The following is a 24234-nucleotide window of genomic DNA, read 5'->3' on the forward strand; positions in this document are numbered from 1 at the left end:
TCCACCTGACTAACAACCGACAATTTAAAGGCTAAGGTGTAATCTCTTTGACTCCTACGCTCTGTTGATTTCATTGACGTTCCTTTCGATCACAAAGAAAACTGTCAATCTATTTCAGGACGGGTCACGTTGAAAAAAGCAGGCGAAAAAAAAGCCAGTCGGCGACTGGCTTTTCCTGATTCGAATTGTGCTTATTTTGCAGAAGCGTCAGCGGCAGCCGCTGCTTTAACTTCAGGTTCCTTAAACTTGCCACCGCTAGCATTTGCCATATGAACTACGGCACGCGCTACCTCAACATTGTCCAAATCTGGATTTCCGCCTTTGGCTGGCATTGCACGGATACCTTCGATCGCGTGTTTCAAGACTGTATCGTAGCCTTGTGCAATACGTGGACCCCAAGCGCCAGCATCGCCGAATTTTGGTGAACCAGCAGCACCTGTCGCGTGGCAAGCTGCACATGCTGCGTTATAGACGGCTTCGCCAGATTGCAAAGTCTTTGGTGCACTTGCATCAACGAAAGTGAAACCTTCGTTCGCCACAGGACTGATACGCGCTGCGATCGCGTCAGGTGTTTGCCCAGCAGAACCAGCGCCGACTTTATTGTCACTGGAAACATACTTCACCAACAAAACGATGATCAGAATAGGTACCAAGAAGCCAGCAACCACGGCAACGATCAGTTGCTTAGGCGTTTTAATCGCTGTTTCGTGTTGATTGTGAGAGTCGCTCATGATTTCCTCAATGCAAAAAATAGTCTGTAACTGGTTGCGCTCAGCCGATTACAACAAGATAGCTAGCGTAAAACATCAGATTATAGAGGCAAAGCTTACTATTTGGAACGAAAAATAGTGCTTCACGCCTGAAGAAACGCCCCGATTTGATAAGAATTCCACAAATTACACCTCAAATCTCAAAGAGAGGGATGACAATTTAGGTTAGAATACGCGCCTATTTTTGGTTTTTCTCATAGCGCCAGTAGCTCAGATGGATAGAGTACAGCCCTCCGAAGGCTGGGGTCGCACGTTCGAATCGTGTCTGGCGCGCCATAAAAATGACTTCCTGTCATCATAATTGTCCCAATTCATATACTTTTAGCGAAACTCGTTTGATGTAGCTCTAATCGCGCGTTTTCTTTGCATATATTCGTTAAACTTTCCCTGCTTTTGGTCGTTAATTACAATACGGGTCAAAAGTTGTTGTAACAGTTTTATTTTTGGGGAATGACATGAGTATCAATCAAATATCAGGCGGCGCGACCAGCATCCCTGCTGTTGGTGCGACTGTCGACGTACGTTCGGGCAACCGAGTCAATCTCAAAACCAATAGTGAGAAGCCAAGCGCTACAGCGAGGTCTGAAGTTGAAGTCAGCGACGCTGATTTGAAGAAGTCAGTTGAGATGATCAATCGTATGATGAATGCCAACAACGGCGTTAACTTCAATATTGATCAAGGCTCCGGACGCATGGTGGTGCAGGTGGTAGATCGTGAAACTAACACTGTGATTCGTCAGATCCCTTCGAAAGAAGTCATCGAGATTTCTAAAGATTTGGAAAGCAAAGCTGGGTTGTTGTTAAGAGATAAAGCTTAACTCCAAGAACGAAACTCGTTTCCGAATGAAAGAGCGCAGACATTGGCTGTGCTCTTTTTCTTTTTGTCAGACTCGATTCCCTTGATCCATTGTTACTTTCTGTTGAATTTCTACTTTGATACGAGATTTCGAGGAAAACTTCCCACGGATCGTTCTGAGTCGTAGATAATGCGGCTTCCTCGTTCGAGGCCGTTTTGAGTTAAGCTTACCACCCGCGTTTCCTATCGTATTGTTATGCAAGCACCGAAAACCACATCTCTAGACCCACAATCAGCAGCCGATTGGGATGCTTTGCGTCAGCAAGGCCATCGTATGCTCGATGATATTTTCGATTACATGCAAAACTTACGTGAAGGCCCTGTGTGGCAATCCGCGCCGGCCGATGTGCGTCAGCAATTTTTGCAACCATTGCCGCGTCAAGGGCAAAGCTTGGAAAAAACACACGAAAGCTTTAAACAAAATATTTTGCCTTACGCCATCGGTAATGCACATCCAGGTTTTATGGGATGGGTGCAGGGTGGTGGTAACCCAGTAGGGATGTTAGCCGAAATGTTGGCAGCCGGTGTGAATGCCAATGTCGGTGGCCGTGACCAAATGCCGGTTGAAGTGGAACGCCAAATTACGCGTTGGATGGCAGAACTGTTTGAGTTTCCTAGCACTGCCACCGGCATTTTTGTGACTGGCGCTTCTTTGGCTAACTTGATTGGCTTGTGGGTCGCTAAAACGAAAGCGTTGGGGCAAGACACCCGCAAACTGGGTTTGCATGAAGATCAAAGACAGTTAGTTGCCTACACCTCCGCAGGCGCACATGCTTGCATCAAACAAGCGATGGATTTGGCTGGCATCGGTACTCAACACTTACGTGTGATACCAATGTCGACGCAGTTCGAGTTAGATTGCGAAGCTTTGCGCACACAAATCCAAGCAGACCGTGCAGCTGGTTTCACACCCTTCTTCTTAGCAGGCACTGCGGGTACGGTAGACGTTGGTGCGATCGACGATTTATCGCAGTTGGCAGACATCGCTGAAGAAGAGAAGCTGTGGTTCCATGTTGATGGTGCATTTGGTGCCATGGCGATTTTGGCTCCCAATATTGCTCACCGTTTGCGCGGGATTCAGCGCGCTGATTCGATCGCTTTCGATTTCCATAAATGGTTGCAAGTACCCTATGACGCCGGCTTTATTTTGGTGCGGAATGGGCAATTGCATTACGATAGTTTTGCTGCAGCGGCGGGTTATTTGCGTCGCGAACAACGCGGCATGGCGGCTGGTTCGCCTTGGCCTTGTGATTTTGGCCCCGACCTGTCACGTGGTTTCCGAGCTCTCAAAACTTGGTTCACGATACAAGTCTATGGTGCGCAGCGTCTCGGTGAAGTTATCCAACAAACTTGTGATCTCGCCCAGTATTTGAAAACGAAAATCGAAGCCGAACCGAATTTAGAATTGCTGGCACCAGTGTCTCTGAATATCGTTTGTTTCCGTTATCGTGGGTCACAATCTGACCTCTTGAACTCAAGACTCGCTGTAGCTTTACAAGAGTCGGGCATCGTTGCACCGTCGACCAATATTTTGCCGCAAGGCTTGGCTATACGCGCTGCGATTGTGAATCATCGTACTAATGCCGCAGATATCGATGCTCTCGTATCTACTGCACTGCGCCTTGGTGCACAAATCGTCGAAGAGCTTGCCGCGTCAAAATAAAGACAGCTGATCGTCATCGTTTTTTTCTGCTAAACCTATCCCAAGACCGAGCAAACGCACAGGAAGCTGGCGCCGTTGGTAGCCGGTCTTGATCAACTCTACAAAGGTCGCTTCATCGAGCGCGCTCGATCGACATTCAACCGTGGTTTGTTTGAAGTCATTGAAGCGGATTTTAATGTTGAGTTTATGAATGTGATCGACCGCTTTGGTCCGCTCGGTTTGTTTGACGAGCGAGGCATACAATTCTGGCACTTCCGCAATGCAAGCGGCGAGATCGGGTAAATCACGGGTGTAGGTCTCTTCGACACTGACCGATTTTCGCTCTGAACTGGCTTGCACTTGACGGTTATCGATACCGCGACAAAGTGAATACAAGCTGCCACCAAGTTTTCCAAATTGTTGCAGTAACTCAGGTAAAGACCACGACAATAGATCTTGGCATTGCTGAATCCCCAGTTGATGGAGTTTGGCAGCCGTCACTTTGCCAACGCCAAATAATTTGGCGACTGGTAAGGTCGCAATAAAATCATGGACCTGATCTGGCAAGATGACAAACATACCGTCGGGTTTGTTGATATCGCTCGCAATTTTGGCAAGGAACTTATTCGGCGCCACGCCAGCCGAGGCTGTGATGCCGACTTCCTTCGCGATGCGAGCGCGTATTTCTTGGGCGATCCGTGTCGCGCTTCCTTGGTGCTGTAAAGCCCCAGTAACATCAAGATAAGCCTCATCCAAAGATAAGGGTTCAACTAGTTCAGTGTAGTCGCGATAAATCGCAAGAATTTGCTTAGAGGCGATACGATACTTTTCCATGTTTGGTCGCATGATGACCAAATCAGGACACAGCTTTAAGGCTTGTGATGTCGGCATCGCTGAGCGCACACCGAATTGTCTGGCGATGTAGTTGCAGGTAGCGATCACGCCGCGTTGGTCAGCTTTGCCACCGATGGCCAAGGGTACTTCACGCAGACTAGGCTCGTCTCGCATTTCGACCGAGGCATAAAAGCAATCGCAGTCGCAATGGATGATCTTTCTTTGTATCGGAGCGGCAATCGACATATGCGTGGAAAGCATTTAAGAATACTGAATATTTAATCAGTATTCTATGCGATTTTACCAATAGCGCCTAGTCTCGATAAACTTCTAGTAATGGATTTACTTTTTAGGCTGGCTTTGTACGAGTTTGGCAACAGCCGCCTCGAAATTCGAGAATCGTTGATCGAGCAACTTTCTATGTTGTTGTTTCTCTGCTGGATTAAGGAAAGAATACTCAATTCCGTTGTAGATGATTTTCTTTAAATCTTCATACGAGGGTTTGTAACGTGAGGTGAACAACAAATATTCATTGCTGAGGTTATTGCGTGATACGCCAACATCATCGCTCGTTAATACTACAGGCACGCCATGGCGGAGATATAAGGTGACAGGATGTTCTGCATCTTTGACGCCAAGAATGAAGGCATTGCTAGTGAGGTTGATTTCGACTGCTACATTACGCTTCTTCAGAGTTTGCAATAGTTGATCTGGATTGCGTTCGAAGGAAACATCAACACCATGGCCAATTCGCTCAGCGCCGGCAATTTCGACAGCGGATCGTATGTGGTGCAAAAGATGTTCTGGCGGAACCACACCCAAATTCAATTCACCTGCATGCAAAGACAAACGTACTTGTGGAAATTGCTTCTTAAGAAAAGCGAACATCTGCATATGCAAAGTGTAATCGCGCAATGCCACCAGACCATGTTCGGGCCCGACAATATTGACCCCGACGATTTTTGAATTGAGTTGGGTTGCGGCGAAAGCAGAATATAAACCCGCAAAGATTTTAGAAGGTGTCGTGTTACGTGACACATAGCTTTGCACGCGCAAAGTGAAGTCTGCGTCGTCAATGTCTTTGGTATCGGCATTCACTTCATCAGCATAGGCTTTGATCTTATCCTGCGCATCTTTATCTTTAGCGAGGAAGTCAGCGTAAGCGGCAAATGCTTGCTGCATGTCTTGGCCAGGTGACGTAGAAGTCAGAGTATCAATTTTCGCTGCAAGTTCTGCTTGGTCCACTGCTGGAGCACTTTTGAGCATCGTTTCCAAATATTGCTGATTTTCAGCTTTGGCGCGCTCTTTCAACAACTTCAGACCTGTATTGGTTGAATATTTGGAGATACTCGAGAAGTAACCGAAGGTGTTGAAAAAATGCTGATCAGGTGGATATTGCAAGTGAACATGATTGCCGTAATCCATATCAGACCAAGTAGAAATCAATTCGCGATAGAAGTTATTGTCCTTGCGAATTGCATCGACTTTCACGCAATTTTTTGCAGCCTCAGGTGCTAAGGCTTTGGTTTCGATGCGGAATTTTTCTTGTTTAATGGCAGGGTTGCTCTCGCGATAAATACAAAAACCTTGTTGCTCTACCCAGTCCAAATAGGTTTCGGCATAAATCGCACCAGAATAGTGGTGATGAATGTCGCCGCCTTTCGGTAGCATCGTCATCAACATGTTTAACTCTGCTGTACGTGTTTGTGTTTGATTTAAGAGCTGCTGGTAGTAAGCACGTGTAGCAAGCAAGTTACTTTGCGCCGCTTTGGCACTGACTACTGGCTGTGTTGCATGGGCTGAGTAGGGCGCGGAAAAAGAAATAGCTGTGAGGGAAATAGCGAGGAGTATTTTTTTCATAGCGATTTCTTTTCCTATTGTTCTTTCATTTGGCAAACTTCGCGAACTCAATTATTTTTTCGAATGCAATTCGTTCAGGCGCTCAGTTAAATATGAGCCCGCCGTGTGGCGTTCAGACAGTACGACATCAGGACGTGGGTGTAAGAACAATGGCAAGGAAACGCGAGATTTTTTCGCTTCTTCGCCAGTTGGATTCAAGACACGATGCACGGTTGATGGATAGTAACCAGCGGAAGCCTCTTGCAGCATATCGCCGATATTCACAATCAACATGCCGAAATCGCATGGTACATCATACCACTCACCATCTTTACCAACGACTTGCAAACCCGCTGCAGTAGCTGCTGGCAAGATGGTCAATAAATTAATGTCGCCGTGGGCCGCAGCGCGCACTGCACCGGGTTCTTCATCACCGCGTAATGGTGGGTAGTGCAATACACGTAGTAAAGTCTGCTCACTGCCTTCAATCATTTTTGGCAAGGGCATAGAGTATTTAGCACGCACATCTTCCGGCGTGTATTGCTCAACCCAGCTTAACAGGGTTGCCGCAAGATCAGAAGCTTGTTTGTAATAGTTGCTTGCGTTATCCGAGACTTCTGCTGGATAGCGACCCCAAGGATAGACGTGATAAAACTCTTTCAAGTCACGCTTCGTAAAACCTTTGGCTGTTTCGGAAACAGTAGGCGAGAAATAGCCATCGTATTTCTGTGGGTCGTAAGCGTATTGTTGTTTGGCATCGCTCTGAAAGAATCCATACCATTCCGCGTAAATCGCGTTGAGCAAATCTTGCGACAATGGATGATTAGTCAATACGCCAAAGCCAGTATTGTGCAAGCTTTCAGCAAAGTCTTTTGCAGCTGTTGGGCTCGTAAAATCAACAGGTGTAATTAACATATAAATTCCTTGAGTGAGTCTGGAAATCCAGCAAATTCAGGTGGTGAACTTAATCGCCGACCAGTTCCATTTGTTGGTTTCCTATTCGAAAAAGATAGACCGAGGATTACAGCACGAGTGGGTCGCGCAGCCAATCGCTTTCTAAGGTTTGTTTGATTAAGCTCAGGCATTTATCTGCATCCACTTGTAAGCAGACGCGTGTCTCTGGTCGGTGTTTCTCCCAACCTGCTTGTGCATAATGCAAACCGCCGTGTTTATCCATCATGGTTTGACCATTACCCATACCTTCCAATTGCACGCGAATTCGGCCATCTTGCGTTGCGAACAATTCTGGTGCGACCAAATACACAAAAGCTAAGATATCATGCCCAAAGCATGCATGGCCTAGATCTGGGCGTTCACGCAAATAGAAATCGCAATAGAAGTTCGCTGCATGGCGCAAAGTTGTCATCGCCAAATGCTGTTGATGTTGTTCCGCCAATTGAGCGAAGTAAGTGAATGGCATGACGACGCGATGGGTGACATCGAGGCCGACCATGACTAAATTCCAGCCCGCCGTAAATACCAAATCGGCCGCATGCGGATCATTCCAAACATTGGCTTCCGCAACTGGAGAAACGTTACCCGGTTCATTGACCGTACCCGCCATCAAAATTACTTGTTTGATCAGTTTAGGCAACTCAGGTTCGAGTTTTAAGGCCAGTCCCAAGTTCACAAACGGGCCAACTGCCACGATCGTAATTTCACCAGGATGCTTGCGTGCCATATCGACGATGTATTCCGCCGCCGATAAAGCTTCTGCTGTGCCAGCGACATTCACGCGTTGTGGTAAATTACCGAGGCCATCATCACCGTGAATAAAGCCAGGTGGTGTGCCCGCTGCTTTCATGAGTGGCATAGCGCCACCGCCAGCGACAGGAATTTCACGCCCCGTGATACGACTCAAATAAATCGCATTCGTCGTCGCTTGTTGTACTGTGACATTGCCAAAAGTAGTGGTAATGCCGACGACATCAATCTCTGGATGAGCCAAGGCAAAATACAGTGCCATTGCGTCATCGACGCCTGGATCGGTATCAAATATAACTTTGTGTGACATAGAAGTCCTGATCTAAAAAGTGTGCGAGTGCGCGTCAAATTAGCGCGACTTCACAAATGGTGTACCGAGTGCTTTTGGTGCGACCGATTTTGCCATCACACCCGCTAATACAATCACGGTAACGATATATGGCAACATCTGAATCAAAGAACCTGGAATTTGACCGATGCCTGGGAATGCCACGCCTTCCATTTGAATTTGCAAAGCAGCGAAGAAACCAAACATCAAACATCCTGCGGCCGTTTGCAATGGACGCCAGTTGCCAAACACCAGTGCGGTCAACGCGAGGAAGCCGTTACCAGCGGACATGTCACGCAAGAAGAAGCCGCTCTGTACGATAGCCAAATAAGCGCCAGAGAAGGAACACAATACGCCACCTACCAATAAGGCCATATAACGGGTTTGCGCGACATTGATACCAGCAGCATCGGCAGCGTGGGGGTTTTCACCGACCGCACGCAAACGCAAACCAAAACGGCTGTGGTTGATGACCCAGTGGATGACGGGAATCAGTGCGAAAGCGAGATAGACTAAGATCGTGTGACCACCTAAGAATTGTCCAAACAACCAATTGAGTGCCGGAATCGATGACCAGCTTTCAGCGAAGGGGAATTCGATTAACGCGAATCGAGCGGCTCCTAAATCAGGGCTCCGACCACCGAGTTGAAAGAAGTATTGAGCCAAAACGAAAGTCAGACCTGAAGCGGCAATGTTGATTGCAATGCCAAACACCAATTGATTACCGCGTTGATTGATGGCGACATAGGCCTGCAACAGCGCGATTAAACAAGAGACCGCGATACCGGCAGCCACACCCCAGTAAGGATTTTGTGTCGCATAAGTACAAGCAGCCGCGGTGAAAGCGGAAGCGAGCATCTTGCCTTCTAGGGCCAGATCAATCACACCACTACGTTCAGCAAAGACGCCGGCAAACGCGGCAAATAGCAATACTGGTGCATTGCGAATCGTCGCAATCAAAATCGTGGAGAAGTGGAAATCCTCAAACATTTTTTCTCCAATTCAGTTTCAAGAGTCGAGACAAGGCTGGAGCATACATGTTCTCCATCGCACCACAAAACAGAATGATCATGCCTTGAATAAAAATGAAGGTCTCTGGTGGGATGTTCGGTTTTTCAAATGACAAATCAAAACCGCCTTGCATCAAAATACCGAACAGGGCAGCTGCCAAGAAAATACCGATCGGTTGTTGGCGCCCCATCAAAGCAACCGCGATCCCAACAAAACCTGCGCCCGCTGTGAAGTTCAAACTCAAATAATGAGTCGAGCCAGAAATGCTGTTGAGTGCAGCGAGACCGGCTAGTCCGCCTGATGCCATCATGGTGATGATAATGACCGAGGCCATTGAGATGCCTGCGTAATGCGCCGCGTGTGCGTTCTTTCCCGCTGCACGTAAGGCATAGCCCCAACGAGTACGCCACACAACAAAGCCGTAGATGACTAACCCAAATATCGCCACTAAGAAGCTGATATTTAACGGCGTATCGCCTAATACTGGTAGCCAATCGTTCAAGCGTGGCAGCCACGCCGCTTCAGCAAACATGCGGCTGGCCGGATTTTGCTCACCCGCCGGTATCAAATAGGTGATGATGATAAAGTTCATCAACGACGCTGCAATAAAGTTAAACATGATGGTGGTAACAACCACATGGCTACCGCGACGCGCTTGCAAGTAACCCGGCAAAAATGCCCAAGCTGCACCAAAAACTGCGGCGCCGATAAATGCCAAGGGAATTAACAACCAAGCAGGTAAAATGGCATCAAACTGCAGCATCATCAGCGTTAAACCCAGACCACCAAGATACATTTGGCCATCGCTACCAATATTAAACAGCCCCGCTTGCATTGCTACGGACACCGACAACCCAGTCAACACAAAAGTTGTCGTATAAAACAAGGTATAACCCAAACCTTCAGCGTTACCTAGAGCACTCTTAATCAAGATGCCTAACGCTTCGCCTGGATTTTCACCGAGCAGATAAATCACAGCAGCCGCCACAAACAGGGCCGACAAGAGATTCAAGAAGGGTAGAGCGATATTGGTCGCCCAGCGTGGTAAATCGGAATTCATTTATGTAAACCGCCCATCAATAAGCCAATGCGTGTCGTGTCATATTCGGCAATATTCAATTCGCCTGTAATACGTCCACCTGACATCACTAAAATGCGATCAGCCAATGCGCGAATTTCTTCGAGCTCCGCTGACACTAGAAGAATGGCAACACCGGCATCGCGCAGTGCCAACAATTCTGTATGGATTCTTTGAATCGTGCCGATATCCACACCACGTGTAGGTTGTCCAACCAGCAGTAACTTGGGTTTGGCCGCGATTTCGCGCGCCATCACGACCTTTTGTTGATTGCCACCCGACAGTTGAGAAATACGCAAAGAGGAATCCAAAGGACGTACTTCAAATTGTTCCAACAATTGATTGCAAGCCGCGATGCTGGCTTTTTTGTCGAGGTAGATTTGATCGCTTTGCTGCCCAAGTAAGATATTTTCCCAAACGCTGAAGTCTTTGATAACGCCATCGCGCAAACGATCTTCCGGCACATGGCCTAAACCTAAACGACGCAATTTGGCAGGCAATCTAGGATCTGGCTTGTGATAACTAATATCGGTGTCGCCCAATTTGATGGTGCCGGTAATGAACTCTGTTTTGTCGAGACACATGCCAGAGATAATCTCTAACAATTCAGACTGACCATTGCCAGAGACACCCGCGATCGCAACGATTTCCCCAGCTTTAATATCGAAATTGATATCACTTAGAAGACTCACACCTTGTGCGTTCTTCAAGCCTAACTGCTTCACACTCAAAATCGTTTCGCCAGTATGTAAAGTTTGGCGTGGCAGCTCAGTAATAACATTGCGGCCGACCATTTTATGGGCCAATTCTTCTTTATCTGTCTTTGCGGTTTCTAGCGACGCGACGACTCCGCCTGCGCGCATGACCGTGACTGCATCGGTAATTGCCATAATTTCTGGCAGTTTATGCGTAATCAAAATCACAGTCTTACCTTGTTGCTTAAAGACTTTGAGAATGGCGAATAGGGCATCGGTCTCTTGTGGCGTCAAAACCGCGGTGGGTTCATCCAAAATCAGAATATTGGCATTGCGATACAGCTGTTTCAAAATCTCAACACGTTGCTGTTCACCGACTGAAAGCGTATGAATCTCGGCGTCGAGTTTTAATTCGAGTTGATAATCTTGGCAGAGCTGTTGCAGTTCTTTTGCAATTTGCAGGCGGCGCTGTTTCAAACGGAAACCGCCTTCCATGCCTAACATAATGTTATCAAGCACAGTCATGTTATCGACCAGCATGAAATGCTGGTGCACCATGCCGATGCCGAGTTCGATGGCAGCATGACTATTACGAATAGTACGCACTTCACCATTGATCAGAATGTCACCTGAATCAGCATGGTAATAACCATACAGAATGCTCATCAAGGTCGACTTACCAGCACCATTTTCACCGATGACGCCATGGATAGAACCATTGGCAATGGCAAAACTCACCGCGTCATTGGCGACGACTTTCCCGAAGCGCTTCGATATCTGGCGAAATTCTACAGCGTTAGACATGGTATTCAATATAAAAAAAGGCTTCCCACTGACCCACAAGATTGGGAAGCCATTTATCGGATTGTGGTCCAAAAATGCGAAAAAAGTCGCCAGAACGAATTCGGCAACTTTTTCAGGTGTTTATTATTTCGGGCAAGAACCCGCTTCGCGTGGGTCAACGACTTTGACCTTGCCACTCAAAATATCTTGTTTTGCTGTATTGATGCGTTTTTCCATCTCTGCAGAAATGACTGCGCGGTTATCTTTATCCAAAGCCCAATCAACGCCGCCTTCTTTGAGGCCTAGATTTGTTACGCCCGCTTTCCATGTGCCATTTTTGAGCTGCATGAAATTGTCATAGACAGCGTTATCGACGCGCTTGACCATGGAGGTCAACATCACGCCTGGAAATAAGTAGTTTTGATTGGAGTCAACGCCAATACCTAATTTGCCTTTTTCTTTAGTGGCTTGCAAAGCGCCCATACCACTACCGCCTGCAGCAGGGAAAATGACGTCAGCGCCACGTTCCATTTGTGAACGTGCTAATTCGCTGCCCTTGGCTGGATCATTCCATGCGCTCGCGGTTGTACCAACGATGTTTTGAATAACCTCAATCTTATTATCAACTGACTTCGCACCTTGTACGTAGCCACAAGCGAATGCACGAATCAAAGGGACGTCGATGCCGCCGATGAAACCCAATTTTTTAGTTTTGGTGGCCAGACCCGCAGCAACACCAACCAAGTAAGACCCTTCTTGTTCCTTGAATAGAATGGAGCTGACGTTAGCACCGTTCGCGGATCCATCAATAATGACGAACTTGGTTTTTGGAAACTCTTTCGCCACCATCTGTACTTGTTGTGCGTGGGTAAAGCCAATCGCTGCAATCAAGTTGACACCCTTGCGTGCCAAATTGCGCATGACCTGTTCGCCTTGTACACTGCTAATCGCTTGCACATCGATATAGGCTAAGCCTGTATCTTTCTTGAAGCGTTCTGCGCCTTCGTAGGCAGATTGGTTAAATGAACGATCGAATTTGCCGCCCGCGTCATAAACCAGAGCGTACTTAGGCTGGTCTGCAAACGCGTGAGAATAAGAGAGGGCTGCAGCGCAGGCGAAGATAATTGATCGCAATTTCATTTTTGTTAGGCTCCTGAATAGCTTAGATGGCGCGAAATAATAGCATACGGGCATTCACTCTTACCGGAAATGCCGCTCGACGCTGGCTCTGTGTGGTATTGATGTCTGCGCGCCAAGTTGGGTTACCGCTAAGGCTGCAGCTCTTTGTGCCAAATCGCAAGCATCTCGTAATGGCATGCCCTGCGCGATGCCAACGGCAAAGCTACCAACAAAGGTGTCACCAGCGCCCGTCGTATCAACAACTTCAACTTGGTAAGCAGGGAGAGCGTAGTTTTCGAGCTTATCTGCGACGAAAACACCATGCGCACCTAATGTGATAATAACAATGCCAACTCCACGAGATTGTAATTGTTGAGCTGCAACTAATGCTTCTGTAGATTCTTTGACTGTGATGCCGGTGAGTTGTTCGATCTCTGTTTCATTCAAAATCAAATAGTCAATGCTTGCTAGCAAGCCATCATCTAATTTTTGCATCGGCGCAGGATTCAAGATGACCGCTACACCAGCATGGTGGGCTAAATGAATAGCCTTAGACACACTGTCGATGGGAGTTTCGAGCTGGCAAACCAGGACTTGGCTTGATTTGATAGTAAGTCGAGCTGCTTCAACGTCAGTAATATTGAGTTTTGCGTTGGCGCCTGGGGCGAGAATAATGCTATTTTCACCATGTTGATCGAGCAAAATACCAGCCACCCCAGTAGCACAGCTTTTGACCACTCGAATATGTTGGGTTTGGATGCCCTCATCATTGAGTGCTTTTAAGCTACGCGACCCAAAATCATCATCTCCAATGCAGGCAATGAAGTCGACCATCGCACCCATGCGCGCGGCAGCTACCGCTTGGTTTGCACCTTTACCACCGTGAATTTGATGAAAACTTTCACCCATTAGCGTTTCGCCGGGCGTCGGCATGCGCGGTGTCTTAAACACCAAGTCCATGTTGATACTACCTAGCACGGCGATTTTCGGTTTCATATGAGTGGTTTCAAAGATGACCGCACGATCTTCTCAGATTTTGTCTAATAAGATTGAGTTTAATGAGTAATGCCAATAAAAACAAAGAGAAATGTAAGCAAAGCGCGGTTCTCGTGAAGGCGATCAGGCTCTTGGCTAACGACAACTTTTTTATTTGGTTCGCTCTTGTGCCTTGAGTTTGAGATAGTGTCCCAAAAGCTCTAAGCCTTTTTCGAAATGGTGATTGTTGGGAATCACGATATCTGCTTTGCTGCGATGTGGAAGAATATATTGTTCGAACGCAGGTTGATGGTGTTGACTAAGTCTGTAGAGAACATCATCTTGATCATAGCCACGCTCAACAGCATCGCGTTGAATACGGCGTTGTTTGCGATGCTCTTCTTCCGCATCAATAAACACTTTGAGATCAATAATGTCGTTCAGCGCAGTGTGATGCAAAGCATAAATACCCTCGAGCACGATGACAGGTGCAGAAGGAATATGGATGGTTTTTGGAATAACGTCACTACGGTTGAAGGTGTACTCTGTGATCGCGAGATCTTCTCCACTACGCAGGCGTAATACATCCTGATAGAACTTATCGAGATCCAAGGACGACGGGATATCAAAATTTTCGATGCGATTGGCATCTTGAGTTTGCTGGTCTATCGATTTGTAATAGTTATCTTGCGATAGCAGCGAAACGCTGCCTTCTGGCAACTGGGCTAATAAGGCATTAATGAAAGTGGTTTTGCCGCTGCCGCTGCCGCCAGTGATGCCAACTAGAAATGGTTTCATGGATAATGTACTTATTTTTTGAATAATATTTTAAAGCTTAATTTCTCATGGAAATTTGACCGTCCGGCATTATATACAGGTACGTCTGCTACGGCTTATCCTGCTTAAAAAAACGGCACAAATCCCACAAAAACTGAAGAATTTATCTAGATTTTGACAACAGCCTATGCTTTAGCTGGTATTTGCAGGCTCCCCTTTGGCAGATATATTTAAATTTGTGATGCTTGTTAATAAAATGAGTACGAAATAAAGATTACAATTTGGCTGCCCCGCAGTGACAAACTACTGAAATAGGTTCAGTATGTTCACCTAAAGCGCCCCGTTTATTTTGCTCTCAAGAATCATTCATGTCCGCCTCTTCAACTCCATTTCTCAATACTGATACAGGGACGCATCCGCAGCTTGGCCCTATATTGTCGACATCCTCTTCGCCCGGGCATGATGCTCAACGCCTTTTGAGCTTATTGGGGGAATTCATATGGGACTGGAAAGTCCCAGAAAATGAAATTCGTTTTTCCGAACAACTCCAGGAGATCCTTGGTTATCCGATTGGGGAATGGGGCAATCATATAGAGGAGTGGTTCAGTCGGATTCATCCTGAGGACGCGAAAAATTCTATTCCTGCAATTCGTGCCTGTATCGAGGGACGCTCTTTACAGTTCTCGGAAGACCATCGCTTGCAATGCCGCGACGGTAGCTGGAAGTGGGTACGTGCGCGTGGCGCAGTGATGAGCAAAAGTCCCTCCGGTCGGGCATTGCGTATACAAGGAGTGATTGCTGACATTAGTGTCCAACGGGAGCGTAAAGAGCAAGTTCTACGGAGTCATACGGTATTGGCAAATCTGTCCCGTGAATTGCCTCGAGTCTTTTTTTATCAGTTCCAACGCTTTCCCGGCGGTCACTGCTCGGTTCCTTACGCTAGTGATGCGATCGATACCGTGCACGGAGTGAGCGCAACTCAGGTGAAAGAAAATGCAGCGCCAATGTTCTCATTAGTACATCCGGATGACATTGAGAACTTGCGCGATACGATGAAAGAATCTGCGCTCCGTTTGCATGTATGGCATCTTGATTATCGTTTGCGTCTCAAGCACGGGGAACGTCATTTATTCGGTGAGGCTTATCCGACCCGCCAGGAAGACGGTAGTGTGATCTGGCATGGATTTTTAGTCGACGTGACGGATCGTAAAATTCGTGAGCAACAAATGCGCGGTACCGAGCGCCAATTGCACGCTGCAATGCGATTCACGAGTCTCGGTATGTATGATGTGAACGTGCAGAACGGCCATGGCCAATTTGCACCTGAATACGCTGAAATCCTCGGACTATCACAGGACTATTTCAATCATACTGAAAAATTTTGGGACTTTTTCTGGAACGAGAGTCTACATCCAGACGATGTTGCTTCCCTTAAACAAGCCTACCAAAATCATTTCAAATCGCATGGAGAAGTGGCGTTCCGCGCTGAGTTTAGACTGAGGTCAAAGTCAGGTGATTGGCGCTGGATGTTATCGGTTGGTAGTGTCGTTGAATGGGATGAAAATGGTTTGGCTTTACGTATGGTGGGCACACATTTAGATATCACTGAGCGCAAAAAGCATGAACTCGAAGTAAAGCATTATGAAGATTTATTGCGCTCTGGCCGAGATCGTTATAAGAAACTCGCCAGTGAGTTAGAGATTCTGTTTAGCCATACACCAATCGGCTTGATGTTAGTTCACAATAAGCAAATCATGCGCGCCAATCCGAAACTTGCGCAGGTCTTGGGTTATAAAGATCCTAAAGAAATGATAGGTATGTCTGTCTTGCAAATGCATGCAAACGAGGCGGCCTACCAAGATTTTAGAGCCTTGATCGGGGAGCGACTGGACCCTGATACAGCGATTGAAGTGATTCATCGTTTGAAGCGCAAAGACGGTAGTTTCTTTGAAGCGCGTTTGGTCGGCCGTATTCTGCCCTTCGATCAGACGACCGATACGATGGTATGGATGGTTGAAGCCTAAACCAGAACCGTATGCAGATTAAAAAAGCCCGTTCTTACCAAGACGGGCTTTTTGTTTTACGGCATCGGGCGCACATTATTTCTGGATAGTCGGTGCCGGCAGCGGCGCACGCGCTTGTTCGAAGGCATATCCCATATTCAGCAAGCTCGCATCACTCCAAGCGCCAGCGAAGAACGAGATACCCACTGGCAGGCCTTTGACTAAGCCCATGGGTACGGTCAAATGTGGATAACCTGCAATTGCAGCGGGAGAACTAGAGCTGCCTGCGATGATATCGCCTTTCTTATAGTTGATATTCCAAGCAGGGCCTGTGGTCGGTGCAATTAAGGCGTCCAGCTGATGTTGTTTCAACAAAGCGTCTATGCCTTCTGGTCCGGCAAGCCGCTTCGCTTTGCTAGCTGCTTCAACGTAGGCTTTGTCAGTCAACGGACCTTTGGTCTGCGCCATTGCCATGATTTCTTGGCCGAAATGCGGCATTACTTGTTTCGCATGTGTTTTGTTAAATTGCATGATTTCAGCCAAGCTGCGTGATTTCACTGCAGCAGGCGCGCTGCTCAAGTACTGATTGAGGTCCGCTTTAAAATCGTACAACAGTACAGGAAGTTCGACTTTGTCGAGTTCACTTAAGTGGGAAAAATCGAGATTCTCGACTACGACGGCACCTTGCGCCTTGAGGGTCTCTATACTTTGACGGAATAGGGCTTGCGTTGCTTTGTCGTAGCCAGCGCTGAGATTTTTCACAATGCCTAAGCGCTTGCCTTTGAGCCCGTCGGAGTGTAAGCCATCGGTGTAATCACTCGCGCGTTTTTGATCTGCGTCTTTGGTCGCTGGATCATTTGCATCGCTGCCAGCAATGGCATTGAGAACGAGTGCGGCATCTCTTACACTCAGAGTCATTGGACCTGCCGTGTCTTGGCTATGAGATAAAGGAATGATGCCGTGGCGGCTGACTAAACCCAAAGTTGGCTTGAGACCGACTAAACCATTGACCGCAGCAGGACAAACAATAGAGCCGTCGGTCTCGGTACCAATTGCTGCTGGAATCATGCGCGCAGCCACCGCTGCGCCGGAGCCGGAACTTGAGCCGCAAGGGCTCTTGTTTACGTCGTAGGGATTACGGGTTTGACCGCCAACGCTGCTCCAACCGCTGCTCGATTTGGTTGAGCGAAAGTTCGCCCACTCACTGAGATTCGTCTTGCCGGCAATGATGGCACCAGCGTTGCGTAATTTCTGCACGATAAACGCATCGCTATCAGCCATGTTTTCGGCTAGCGCGAGTGACCCCGCGGTCGTGACCATGCCTCTAACCGCTATATTATCTTTCACCATTAAAGGAAGACCATGCAAGATACCGCGATTCCCTGTTTTGCTGTCTGCAAGTTTTGCTTCTTGTTCAGCTTCGGTACGCAACACGGTCACTGCATTGAGTTTGGAATTGAGATCTTTGCTGTTTTGTTGGTATTGCTGGAGAACTTGTGCAGAGGTTGTTTTGCCGCTATCGATATTTGCCTTGATCTGGCTGAGATCATCAGCGATCGAGGTAGTGCACATGCCAAGGTTGGCTAGTGCGAGAGCTAAATAGACTTTCTTAAATCCTTGCATCGTAGTCTCCATTCATTATTGTTGATTGAGATGAGTGCTAGCTTAAACGATTCTGTTAAATGGGCACTAGATGTTTGTTGATCGCGAGGCTAACAATGACGACAAAACTAAATAATGCACCGCAAAAAGCAAGAATTTGTCCTTGCCGGCTAGGACTGTACTTGAGGGCGATGCTGCCGCATACAATGTAGTTGATGAGCACCACAATTTTTCCAAATAACCAGGCGTGCTGTAATGGATTTAGTTGCGCCAACCATGCCATGGCAAAAGCGCTCAAGAGCAAAGCCGTGTCGACGACGTGAGGGGTAATCTTTACCCATTTTAATTGTAATTTTTCAGGCGTGTTGAGTCGCCAATAAAAGCGCGTCAAGAAAAAACTAAAGCTGAGAATCACACAAGTGATGTGTAGGTGTTTAAGCGCGAGGTAGTTCACTAGTCCTTATCTCCACGACGATACACAAACAATACGGCCAAAATCGTAAAGCTGACGACGATCGCGACCACGATCCAAAACCCATGTTCATCTTGGGCTAAGGGAATGCCACCCACGTTCATTCCCATCAAACCAGCGATGATGTTGATCGGCAAGGCGAGCACGGTCACGATAGTCAACAAGAATAGTGAACGATTATTTTGCTCGCCCACGTGGGCAGCGATTTCTTCTTGCAGCAATTTGATGCGCTCTTGTAAGGACGCCATATCGCTCAGTACGACGGAGAATTCCTCAGTCGATTGTCGCAGCTCATGTACGTCATTCTCTGCCATCCACACAGGGGGTTTTTGTAATAGTCGAAACAGCGCGGCGGGTTCAGGTGCCAGCAATCGCTGCAGCCTTACTAATAAACGCCGTAGTTCACCCAGATTGGCACGCTTTCTCCCCATCCGTTCCGACAGAAAATGGTCTTCAACATCATCAATCTTGGTGGTCGCATCGCGTACGATGCCGGTGAGTACGTCGGCTTGATCTCGTAGTAGATGAGTCAGTAATTCCGCAGGCGAGTGAAAAATTTCGCCGCGATTGACGGCATTGCGTAAATGATCGACTGACTTTAAGGGTTTGCGACGGGCGCTTATCATCAAGCGACTATTGAGGTTGAGCCAGAGCGTCGCGATTTCCGATGGATCAAAACTGAAATCATGTAGGACATCGTTAATCACGGCGATTAGATGTTGGTCTGCGTGTTCGATACGCGTTGAGCGCGAGCCTTGATGCAGGGATTCAAAAAACTCTTCGGGTGAGTCGGTATGATCATGCAGCCATTTTTCAGTGGCGCTATGGGCTAGATTAAAATGCAGCCATAGAAATGCGCCTTCGGGTTTGCGCGTATCTGTTTTCAACCAATCAATCACTTCATTGGTCTGCAGCGGTCGACCCGCCTGCTGGTTCTCAAAAAGATAACCGCAAATTAGCCCAGATAAGTCGGCGCCATATGATAATTGTTGCGCATCCATAAACATTCCTTCCAATAGTTTGACTATTGTAAAGCGGCTTGATGATGCTGGTGTGACAAGATGAGTAAGACCACCGTCGAATTGAGGCACATGTGAATCTGGCGGGCCTAGAAGACGATGGACTTGATGTGATTAACGAAAAATTTGCCCAGTTTTGACCGAAAATCCTTTTAAGAATTCGTTGGCAGGCAAACGTTTGCCCCCTGGCTTTTGAAGTTCTAATACCCGTAAAGCACTTCTCCCATCATCGCAGGCGATGATGATGCCATCACCGTTCGCATCGATGACTTCGCCGCTACCTGCTTGCTGGTCAAAATTGGCGACTACTTCAGCACGCCAAAACTTAATGACGGTGTCCTCGAGTTTTCCATGGGCAGCTGGGAAAGGATTAAATGCACGAATCCTTCGATCTAGCGCGATTGCATTCAGTTGGAAGTCGAGTGCTGCTTCTTCTTTGCTGATTTTTGCGGCATAAGTCACACCTTGTTCTGGCTGAACTTCGGCATGCAATGGTCCTTTAACTAGCTGTTGGAGCGCATCGACCACCATTTCACCGCCAAGGCTAGCCAGTTGATCGTGCAGGCTTGCGGTGGTGTCGTGTTTTGTAATGGGAATTGCGCGCTTCAAAAGCATAGGACCAGTGTCTAGACCTTCTTCCATCTGCATAATGGTGATGCCAGTTTCGCTATCGCCGGCTTCAATTGCTCTATGAATTGGGGCTGCACCACGCCAACGTGGCAGCAACGAACCATGAATATTAATACAGCCTAAACGAGGAATGCTTAAGGCTGACAGAGGTAAAATGAGGCCGTAAGCTGCCACGACCATGATGTCGTGTGACGTCGCTTGCAGTAATTCATGAGCTTCGCGTGCAACATCGGGATATTTGCCATCTAGGCGCAAAGAGACCGGCTGTGCAACAGGGATCTGATGTTGAAGTGCCAGTTGTTTGACCGCTGATGCTTGCAACTGCATGCCCCGCCCCGCTGGGCGATCTGGCTGTGTCAGCACTAAAGGAACTTCAAACCCCGCTTTGATAATGGCGTCGAGCGCGGTCGCCGCAAATTCAGGCGTACCTGCGAAGATGACTCTCATCGGCGCGCCGCCTTTTTACTCATTTCACGTTCTTCTTTTTGCAGTTTGGCTTTGATACGGTTGCGTTTGAGCGGAGATAAGTATTCGACGAAGACTTTGCCCTTCAAATGGTCCATTTCATGCTGAATGCAAACCGCCAATAAGCCATCGGCGTACAGCTCGAAGGGTTTGCCTTCGATATCGAGCGCGCGCACTTTGACTTCGGACGGACGTTCGACGTCGTCATAAATGCCTGGTACAGAAAGACAACCCTCGTCGTAGACCTTACGTTCTTCGCTAGACCAAATAATTTCAGGGTTAATGAAAACCTGTAATTGATTATTGGTTTCGGAGACATCAATCACGACTAACTGTTCGTGGACATCCACTTGTGATGCAGCGAGTCCAACACCAGGTGCGTCGTACATGGTTTCGGCCATGTCAGCAACGAGCTGCTTTAATTTTTCATCAAAAACGGTGACCGGCTTAGCAACTTTGTGGAGGCGAGGGTCTGGGTAACGCAGAATATTAAGTATAGACATAAGACATTTCACAACAAGCTAGAGGCTCCGCAGTGCGGTTTCTCTTGCTAGTTCAAGGATTTATGGGCAGAATTTGATTCAATTTGGTAAGTTTGCCAAGGGCACTCCGTGCGCAATTCTGATTTTTGACTGCGCGAGGAGGGTGCCCTTCAACGAGCTTGCTCCAGAATCAGTTACATGCATCGGAAAAATTCATGAAAAAGTTTAGCACAATCGCCCTCGCTTTGGCCCTTCCTCTCGCGGTTTCATTGCCGGTACTAGCACAGGATAGCGAGCGTGCAAGTCCACCGGCATTAAGTAGCAAGTGTACCTTTTTGCCGAATGCCCCCGACAAGCATGTCGTTGTGAAGGGCGATACATTATGGGCAATTTCTGGAAAGTTCTTGCAAAACCCTTGGTGTTGGCCTGAAGTCTGGGGGATGAATAAGGATGAGATTCGTAACCCACACTGGATTTATCCTAATCAAATCGTTTACTTCGATCGGGTCAATGGTCGTTTGCGACTTGGGACTCCATTGACTGAAGGTGCGAGTGGCGTGACTAAATTAACGCCACAGACGCGGTCTTTGGGAGCAGAGGGCGGTAATGCTATTACTGCAATTCCAAACAATTTAATTGAACCGTATTTGTCTCAACCTTTGATTATTGAGAAGGATGAGTTTGCTAATGCTCCTCGAATTGTCGCTGCACAAGAGGGAAGAGTGTTCATGGGCAAGGGCGACAAGACCTATGTACGCGGCGACTTAAAAGGCGAGGTGTCGTTCCAAGTCTTCCGTCCGGGCGTTGCCTTGAAGGATCCAGAAACCCGTGAGGTGATTGGCTATGAAGCTGTATTTATTGGAACGGTAAAGCTCGATAAAAAAGCAAAAACAGATGATGGAGTGGATACTTTTATTGTCACGACGTCGAAGGAAGAGATGGGGATCGGCGATCGTCTCGTGCCAATTCCACCGACGCCAATCATTAACTATGTTCCACATCGCCCTGAAAAAGACGTGAAAGCGAGAATTGTCGCTGTCTACGGTGGTATCAGCGTCGCGGGTCAAAATAATATCGTAAGTATCAATCGGGGATCTAAGTCAGGTTTAGACGTAGGCACGACCTTAGAGTTGGCGCGTTATGGCAAATTGATTCCAGACCGCACGAATGATAAAAAATTAGTCCGTTTGCCAGATGAAACCTACGGACGTCTATTCATTTTCCGTGTATTCAAGAATATCTCTTACGGTTTAGTGATGGAAGTGACTGATACGGTTAATGTTGGCGATCAAGTTCAATCGCCTGAACGTTAATCGATTGAATAAGGTGATTGTGCGTGAGGGGCGGGTTTGACCAAGACTGGAAATATTGGCTGCGTTTGACGCTGGTACCCGGTCTTGGAAATGAAAATGCGCGAAAATTACTCTCGCGATTTGGGCTCCCACAAAACATCTTTGCTGCAGATTTGCCCGAATTGGCATCATGCGTTTCTGCAAAAATCGCAGCACAGCTCAAACAAGCGCCAAGCGAACGCACGCTTGCACAGATCGATCTCACCGCAGTATGGTTGCAGCAAGTCGAAAATTCAATTGTTCATCTAGGACATCAGGATTATCCAAGTCAGTTATTGGAGATTCCTGATCCCCCATTGCTGCTGTATTGCAAAGGGAGCCTGCACTATCTTCAAAAATCCATTGTGGCGGTGGTCGGTAGCAGAAATGCAACCGTTCAAGGCGTTCAGCACGCAGAGCTATTTTCGAAGGCCTTGAGTGAAGCAGGTTGGTGCATTAGTTCTGGCTTGGCTGCGGGTGTTGATACTGCCGCACATCAAGGTGGCCTGCAAGGCATAGGTGGCACGGTCGCGGTGATCGGGACCGGTATCGATATCGTTTATCCGGCACGCAATCGTGAACTGGCGCATCAAATCGCGGTCAAGGGCTGTATTTTGAGTGAATATCACTTAGGAACACCAGCGCAGCCAGGGAATTTTCCGCGACGAAATCGCATCATTTCAGGTCTAGCTCAAGGGGTATTGGTGGTAGAGGCCGCAGCCCAATCAGGCTCTTTGATCACGGCGCGGATGGCGGCAGAGCAAGGACGCGAAGTATTTGCAATCCCTGGTTCAATTCATGCACCTCTTTCCCGAGGTTGTCATCAATTAATCAAACAAGGCGCGAAGCTAGTTGAGTCCGCACAAGATATTGTTGAAGAACTTAAGGGCTCGCCTAATTTAACGTCGCACTTGCCTCAAGAACAACTTGAAAAAAAGCCTGTCGAAGGCTTGTTAGCGATTATCGGGTATGATCCTATCCAGTTTGATATGCTTTTGCTCCAAACCGGTGAAAATATCGCTGATTTGAGTGCCAAAGTGTTTGAATTGGAAATGCAAGGTGTACTAGAAACTCTTCCTGGCGGATTGCTTCGCCGAATCTCCTGAGTTTTTAGACGGTGCATTGCGGTGCCGAGAGCACTTGCAATGCGAATCAAATAAGCACCTTACCGAAGAATTTTGTTGAATGTTTAATATTTTAGTGTATCTGTACGAAACATATTATCGTCCTGATGCCTGTCCAGATTCGATTGCTTTAGCTAAGAAACTGTCGGCCATCGGCTTTGAAGACGACGAAATAGTGGAAGCTTTAGACTGGTTGAATGGCCTTGACAGCTACAACCAGCAGGTTGCGGATGTTGAAAAGTCCCCGGTGGAGCCTGGCTTCCGTGTCTATACTGAAGCGGAATATTCTCGTGTTGGTGCGGTTGGGATCGGCTTTATCGCGCAATTAAGTGCGATAGACTTGCTCGACTGGCAACAACGTGAGATTGTCCTTGAGCGTGCGATGGCAGTCGATGAGTCACCGATTTCGCTTGAAAAGCTCAAAATCATTGTTCTAATGTTGCTTTGGAGCCAAGGAAGAGAGCCAGATTTGTTGCTCTTTGACGATTTGTTATTGTTGGATGAAAATCAGGAGCCACGTCCACTGCATTGAGTTTTGTACTAATTCATTGTTTATTTGTGGCAAATTCTTCGGTTCTATTGCAGTTCGACATTCATTCCGTTTATTATTCCCCGCTGATATATAGCATTTTCTTATGCCATCTTGGCTAACGAGCTCAAAGTTACTGGAAGAAAGCCAAATGGCTGGCTCCTTT

The 24234-nt window shown here is 47.4% G+C and carries 22 protein-coding genes and 1 tRNA gene; 7 read left to right on the forward strand and 16 right to left on the reverse strand.

Features of this window, described 5'->3' with window-relative positions; all coding sequences use genetic code 11:
* Positions 1 to 191 precede the first annotated feature (191 nt).
* Entirely contained in the window at positions 192 to 731 is a 540-nt protein-coding gene (locus H8K36_RS18610) for a c-type cytochrome (RefSeq protein ID WP_186918032.1), read from the reverse strand.
* Positions 732 to 969: 238 nt separating this feature from the next.
* Between H8K36_RS18610 and H8K36_RS18615 the strand changes: the two genes are divergently transcribed.
* From H8K36_RS18615 to H8K36_RS18625, 3 genes are all read left to right on the forward strand, one after another.
* Positions 970 to 1046: transfer RNA gene (locus tag H8K36_RS18615), tRNA-Arg, on the forward strand.
* A 179-nt stretch (positions 1047 to 1225) separates the two neighbouring features.
* Complete coding sequence (locus H8K36_RS18620; RefSeq protein ID WP_186918033.1) at positions 1226 to 1588, forward strand: flagellar protein FlaG; 363 nt, start codon at positions 1226 to 1228, stop codon at positions 1586 to 1588.
* Between the two features lie 234 nt (positions 1589 to 1822).
* Positions 1823 to 3289, forward strand: a complete 1467-nt coding sequence (locus H8K36_RS18625; protein WP_230404827.1) for a pyridoxal phosphate-dependent decarboxylase family protein — start codon at positions 1823 to 1825, stop codon at positions 3287 to 3289.
* Here H8K36_RS18625 and dinB read toward each other — a convergent pair.
* From dinB to H8K36_RS18675, 10 genes are all read right to left on the reverse strand, one after another.
* A complete protein-coding gene (dinB, locus tag H8K36_RS18630; protein ID WP_230404832.1) occupies positions 3281 to 4363 on the reverse strand; it encodes a DNA polymerase IV in 1083 nt (360 codons plus the stop codon). The genes H8K36_RS18625 and dinB overlap by 9 nt on opposite strands.
* A gap of 81 nt (positions 4364 to 4444) precedes the next feature.
* Positions 4445 to 5962, reverse strand: a complete 1518-nt coding sequence (locus tag H8K36_RS18635; protein ID WP_186918034.1) for an amidohydrolase family protein — start codon at positions 5960 to 5962, stop codon at positions 4445 to 4447.
* 51 nt (positions 5963 to 6013) lie between these two features.
* Positions 6014 to 6856, reverse strand: coding sequence for an isopenicillin N synthase family dioxygenase (locus H8K36_RS18640; RefSeq protein ID WP_186918035.1), 843 nt, complete (start codon positions 6854 to 6856; stop codon positions 6014 to 6016).
* A 106-nt stretch (positions 6857 to 6962) separates the two neighbouring features.
* Positions 6963 to 7955, reverse strand: a complete 993-nt coding sequence (locus tag H8K36_RS18645) for a nucleoside hydrolase (RefSeq protein ID WP_186918036.1) — start codon at positions 7953 to 7955, stop codon at positions 6963 to 6965.
* Positions 7956 to 7994: 39 nt separating this feature from the next.
* Positions 7995 to 8963 carry an ABC transporter permease gene (locus H8K36_RS18650; RefSeq protein ID WP_186918037.1) on the reverse strand — a complete coding sequence of 323 codons (969 nt, stop codon included), beginning with the start codon at positions 8961 to 8963 and terminating at the stop codon, positions 7995 to 7997.
* Positions 8956 to 10044 (reverse strand): ABC transporter permease, encoded by a 1089-nt coding sequence (locus tag H8K36_RS18655; protein WP_186918038.1) that lies wholly within the window; start codon positions 10042 to 10044, stop codon positions 8956 to 8958. The genes H8K36_RS18650 and H8K36_RS18655 overlap by 8 nt, the downstream gene beginning before the upstream one ends.
* Positions 10041 to 11561 carry an ABC transporter ATP-binding protein gene (locus H8K36_RS18660; RefSeq protein ID WP_186918039.1) on the reverse strand — a complete coding sequence of 507 codons (1521 nt, stop codon included), beginning with the start codon at positions 11559 to 11561 and terminating at the stop codon, positions 10041 to 10043. Before H8K36_RS18660 ends, H8K36_RS18655 begins: the two co-directional genes overlap by 4 nt.
* Positions 11562 to 11684: 123 nt before the next feature.
* On the reverse strand, positions 11685 to 12680 hold the full coding sequence (locus H8K36_RS18665; RefSeq protein ID WP_186918040.1) for a BMP family lipoprotein: 996 nt from the start codon (positions 12678 to 12680) through the stop codon (positions 11685 to 11687).
* Positions 12681 to 12740: 60 nt separating this feature from the next.
* Positions 12741 to 13655: a ribokinase gene (rbsK, locus tag H8K36_RS18670; RefSeq protein ID WP_186918041.1), complete on the reverse strand. Its 915-nt coding sequence runs from the start codon at positions 13653 to 13655 to the stop codon at positions 12741 to 12743.
* 150 nt (positions 13656 to 13805) lie between these two features.
* Positions 13806 to 14432 carry a uridine kinase family protein gene (locus H8K36_RS18675; protein ID WP_186918042.1) on the reverse strand — a complete coding sequence of 209 codons (627 nt, stop codon included), beginning with the start codon at positions 14430 to 14432 and terminating at the stop codon, positions 13806 to 13808.
* A gap of 347 nt (positions 14433 to 14779) precedes the next feature.
* Here H8K36_RS18675 and H8K36_RS18680 point away from each other — a divergent pair, with 347 nt between their 5' ends.
* A complete protein-coding gene (locus H8K36_RS18680) occupies positions 14780 to 16435 on the forward strand; it encodes a PAS domain-containing protein (RefSeq protein WP_186918043.1) in 1656 nt (551 codons plus the stop codon).
* A 75-nt stretch (positions 16436 to 16510) separates the two neighbouring features.
* On the opposite strand, the gene H8K36_RS18685 is transcribed toward H8K36_RS18680, so the two are convergent.
* The 5 genes from H8K36_RS18685 to def form a co-directional block, all read right to left on the reverse strand.
* On the reverse strand, positions 16511 to 18037 hold the full coding sequence (locus H8K36_RS18685) for an amidase (protein WP_186918044.1): 1527 nt from the start codon (positions 18035 to 18037) through the stop codon (positions 16511 to 16513).
* Between the two features lie 55 nt (positions 18038 to 18092).
* Complete coding sequence (locus H8K36_RS18690) at positions 18093 to 18470, reverse strand: SirB2 family protein (protein ID WP_186918045.1); 378 nt, start codon at positions 18468 to 18470, stop codon at positions 18093 to 18095.
* Positions 18470 to 19489, reverse strand: coding sequence for a transporter (locus H8K36_RS18695; protein WP_370587288.1), 1020 nt, complete (start codon positions 19487 to 19489; stop codon positions 18470 to 18472). Before H8K36_RS18695 ends, H8K36_RS18690 begins: the two co-directional genes overlap by 1 nt.
* Before the next feature lie 132 nt (positions 19490 to 19621).
* Positions 19622 to 20584 carry a methionyl-tRNA formyltransferase gene (fmt, locus tag H8K36_RS18700; RefSeq protein ID WP_186918046.1) on the reverse strand — a complete coding sequence of 321 codons (963 nt, stop codon included), beginning with the start codon at positions 20582 to 20584 and terminating at the stop codon, positions 19622 to 19624.
* Positions 20581 to 21105 (reverse strand): peptide deformylase, encoded by a 525-nt coding sequence (gene def / locus H8K36_RS18705; protein WP_186918047.1) that lies wholly within the window; start codon positions 21103 to 21105, stop codon positions 20581 to 20583. Before def ends, fmt begins: the two co-directional genes overlap by 4 nt.
* Before the next feature lie 194 nt (positions 21106 to 21299).
* On the opposite strand from def, the gene H8K36_RS18710 reads away from it, so the two are divergent.
* The 3 genes from H8K36_RS18710 (at position 21300) to H8K36_RS18720 (ending at position 24071) form a co-directional block, all read left to right on the forward strand.
* Complete coding sequence (locus tag H8K36_RS18710; RefSeq protein ID WP_186918048.1) at positions 21300 to 22397, forward strand: LysM peptidoglycan-binding domain-containing protein; 1098 nt, start codon at positions 21300 to 21302, stop codon at positions 22395 to 22397.
* Between the two features lie 23 nt (positions 22398 to 22420).
* Positions 22421 to 23521, forward strand: coding sequence for a DNA-processing protein DprA (gene dprA, locus H8K36_RS18715; protein WP_329604246.1), 1101 nt, complete (start codon positions 22421 to 22423; stop codon positions 23519 to 23521).
* Positions 23522 to 23600: 79 nt separating this feature from the next.
* Entirely contained in the window at positions 23601 to 24071 is a 471-nt protein-coding gene (locus tag H8K36_RS18720) for a Smg family protein (RefSeq protein ID WP_186918050.1), read from the forward strand.
* Positions 24072 to 24234 lie beyond the last annotated feature (163 nt).

Origin of the sequence: Affinundibacterium nitidum (genome assembly GCF_014284155.1) — a bacterium.
In the GTDB taxonomy this organism is placed as follows: domain Bacteria; phylum Pseudomonadota; class Gammaproteobacteria; order Burkholderiales; family Burkholderiaceae_D; genus Undibacterium; species Undibacterium nitidum.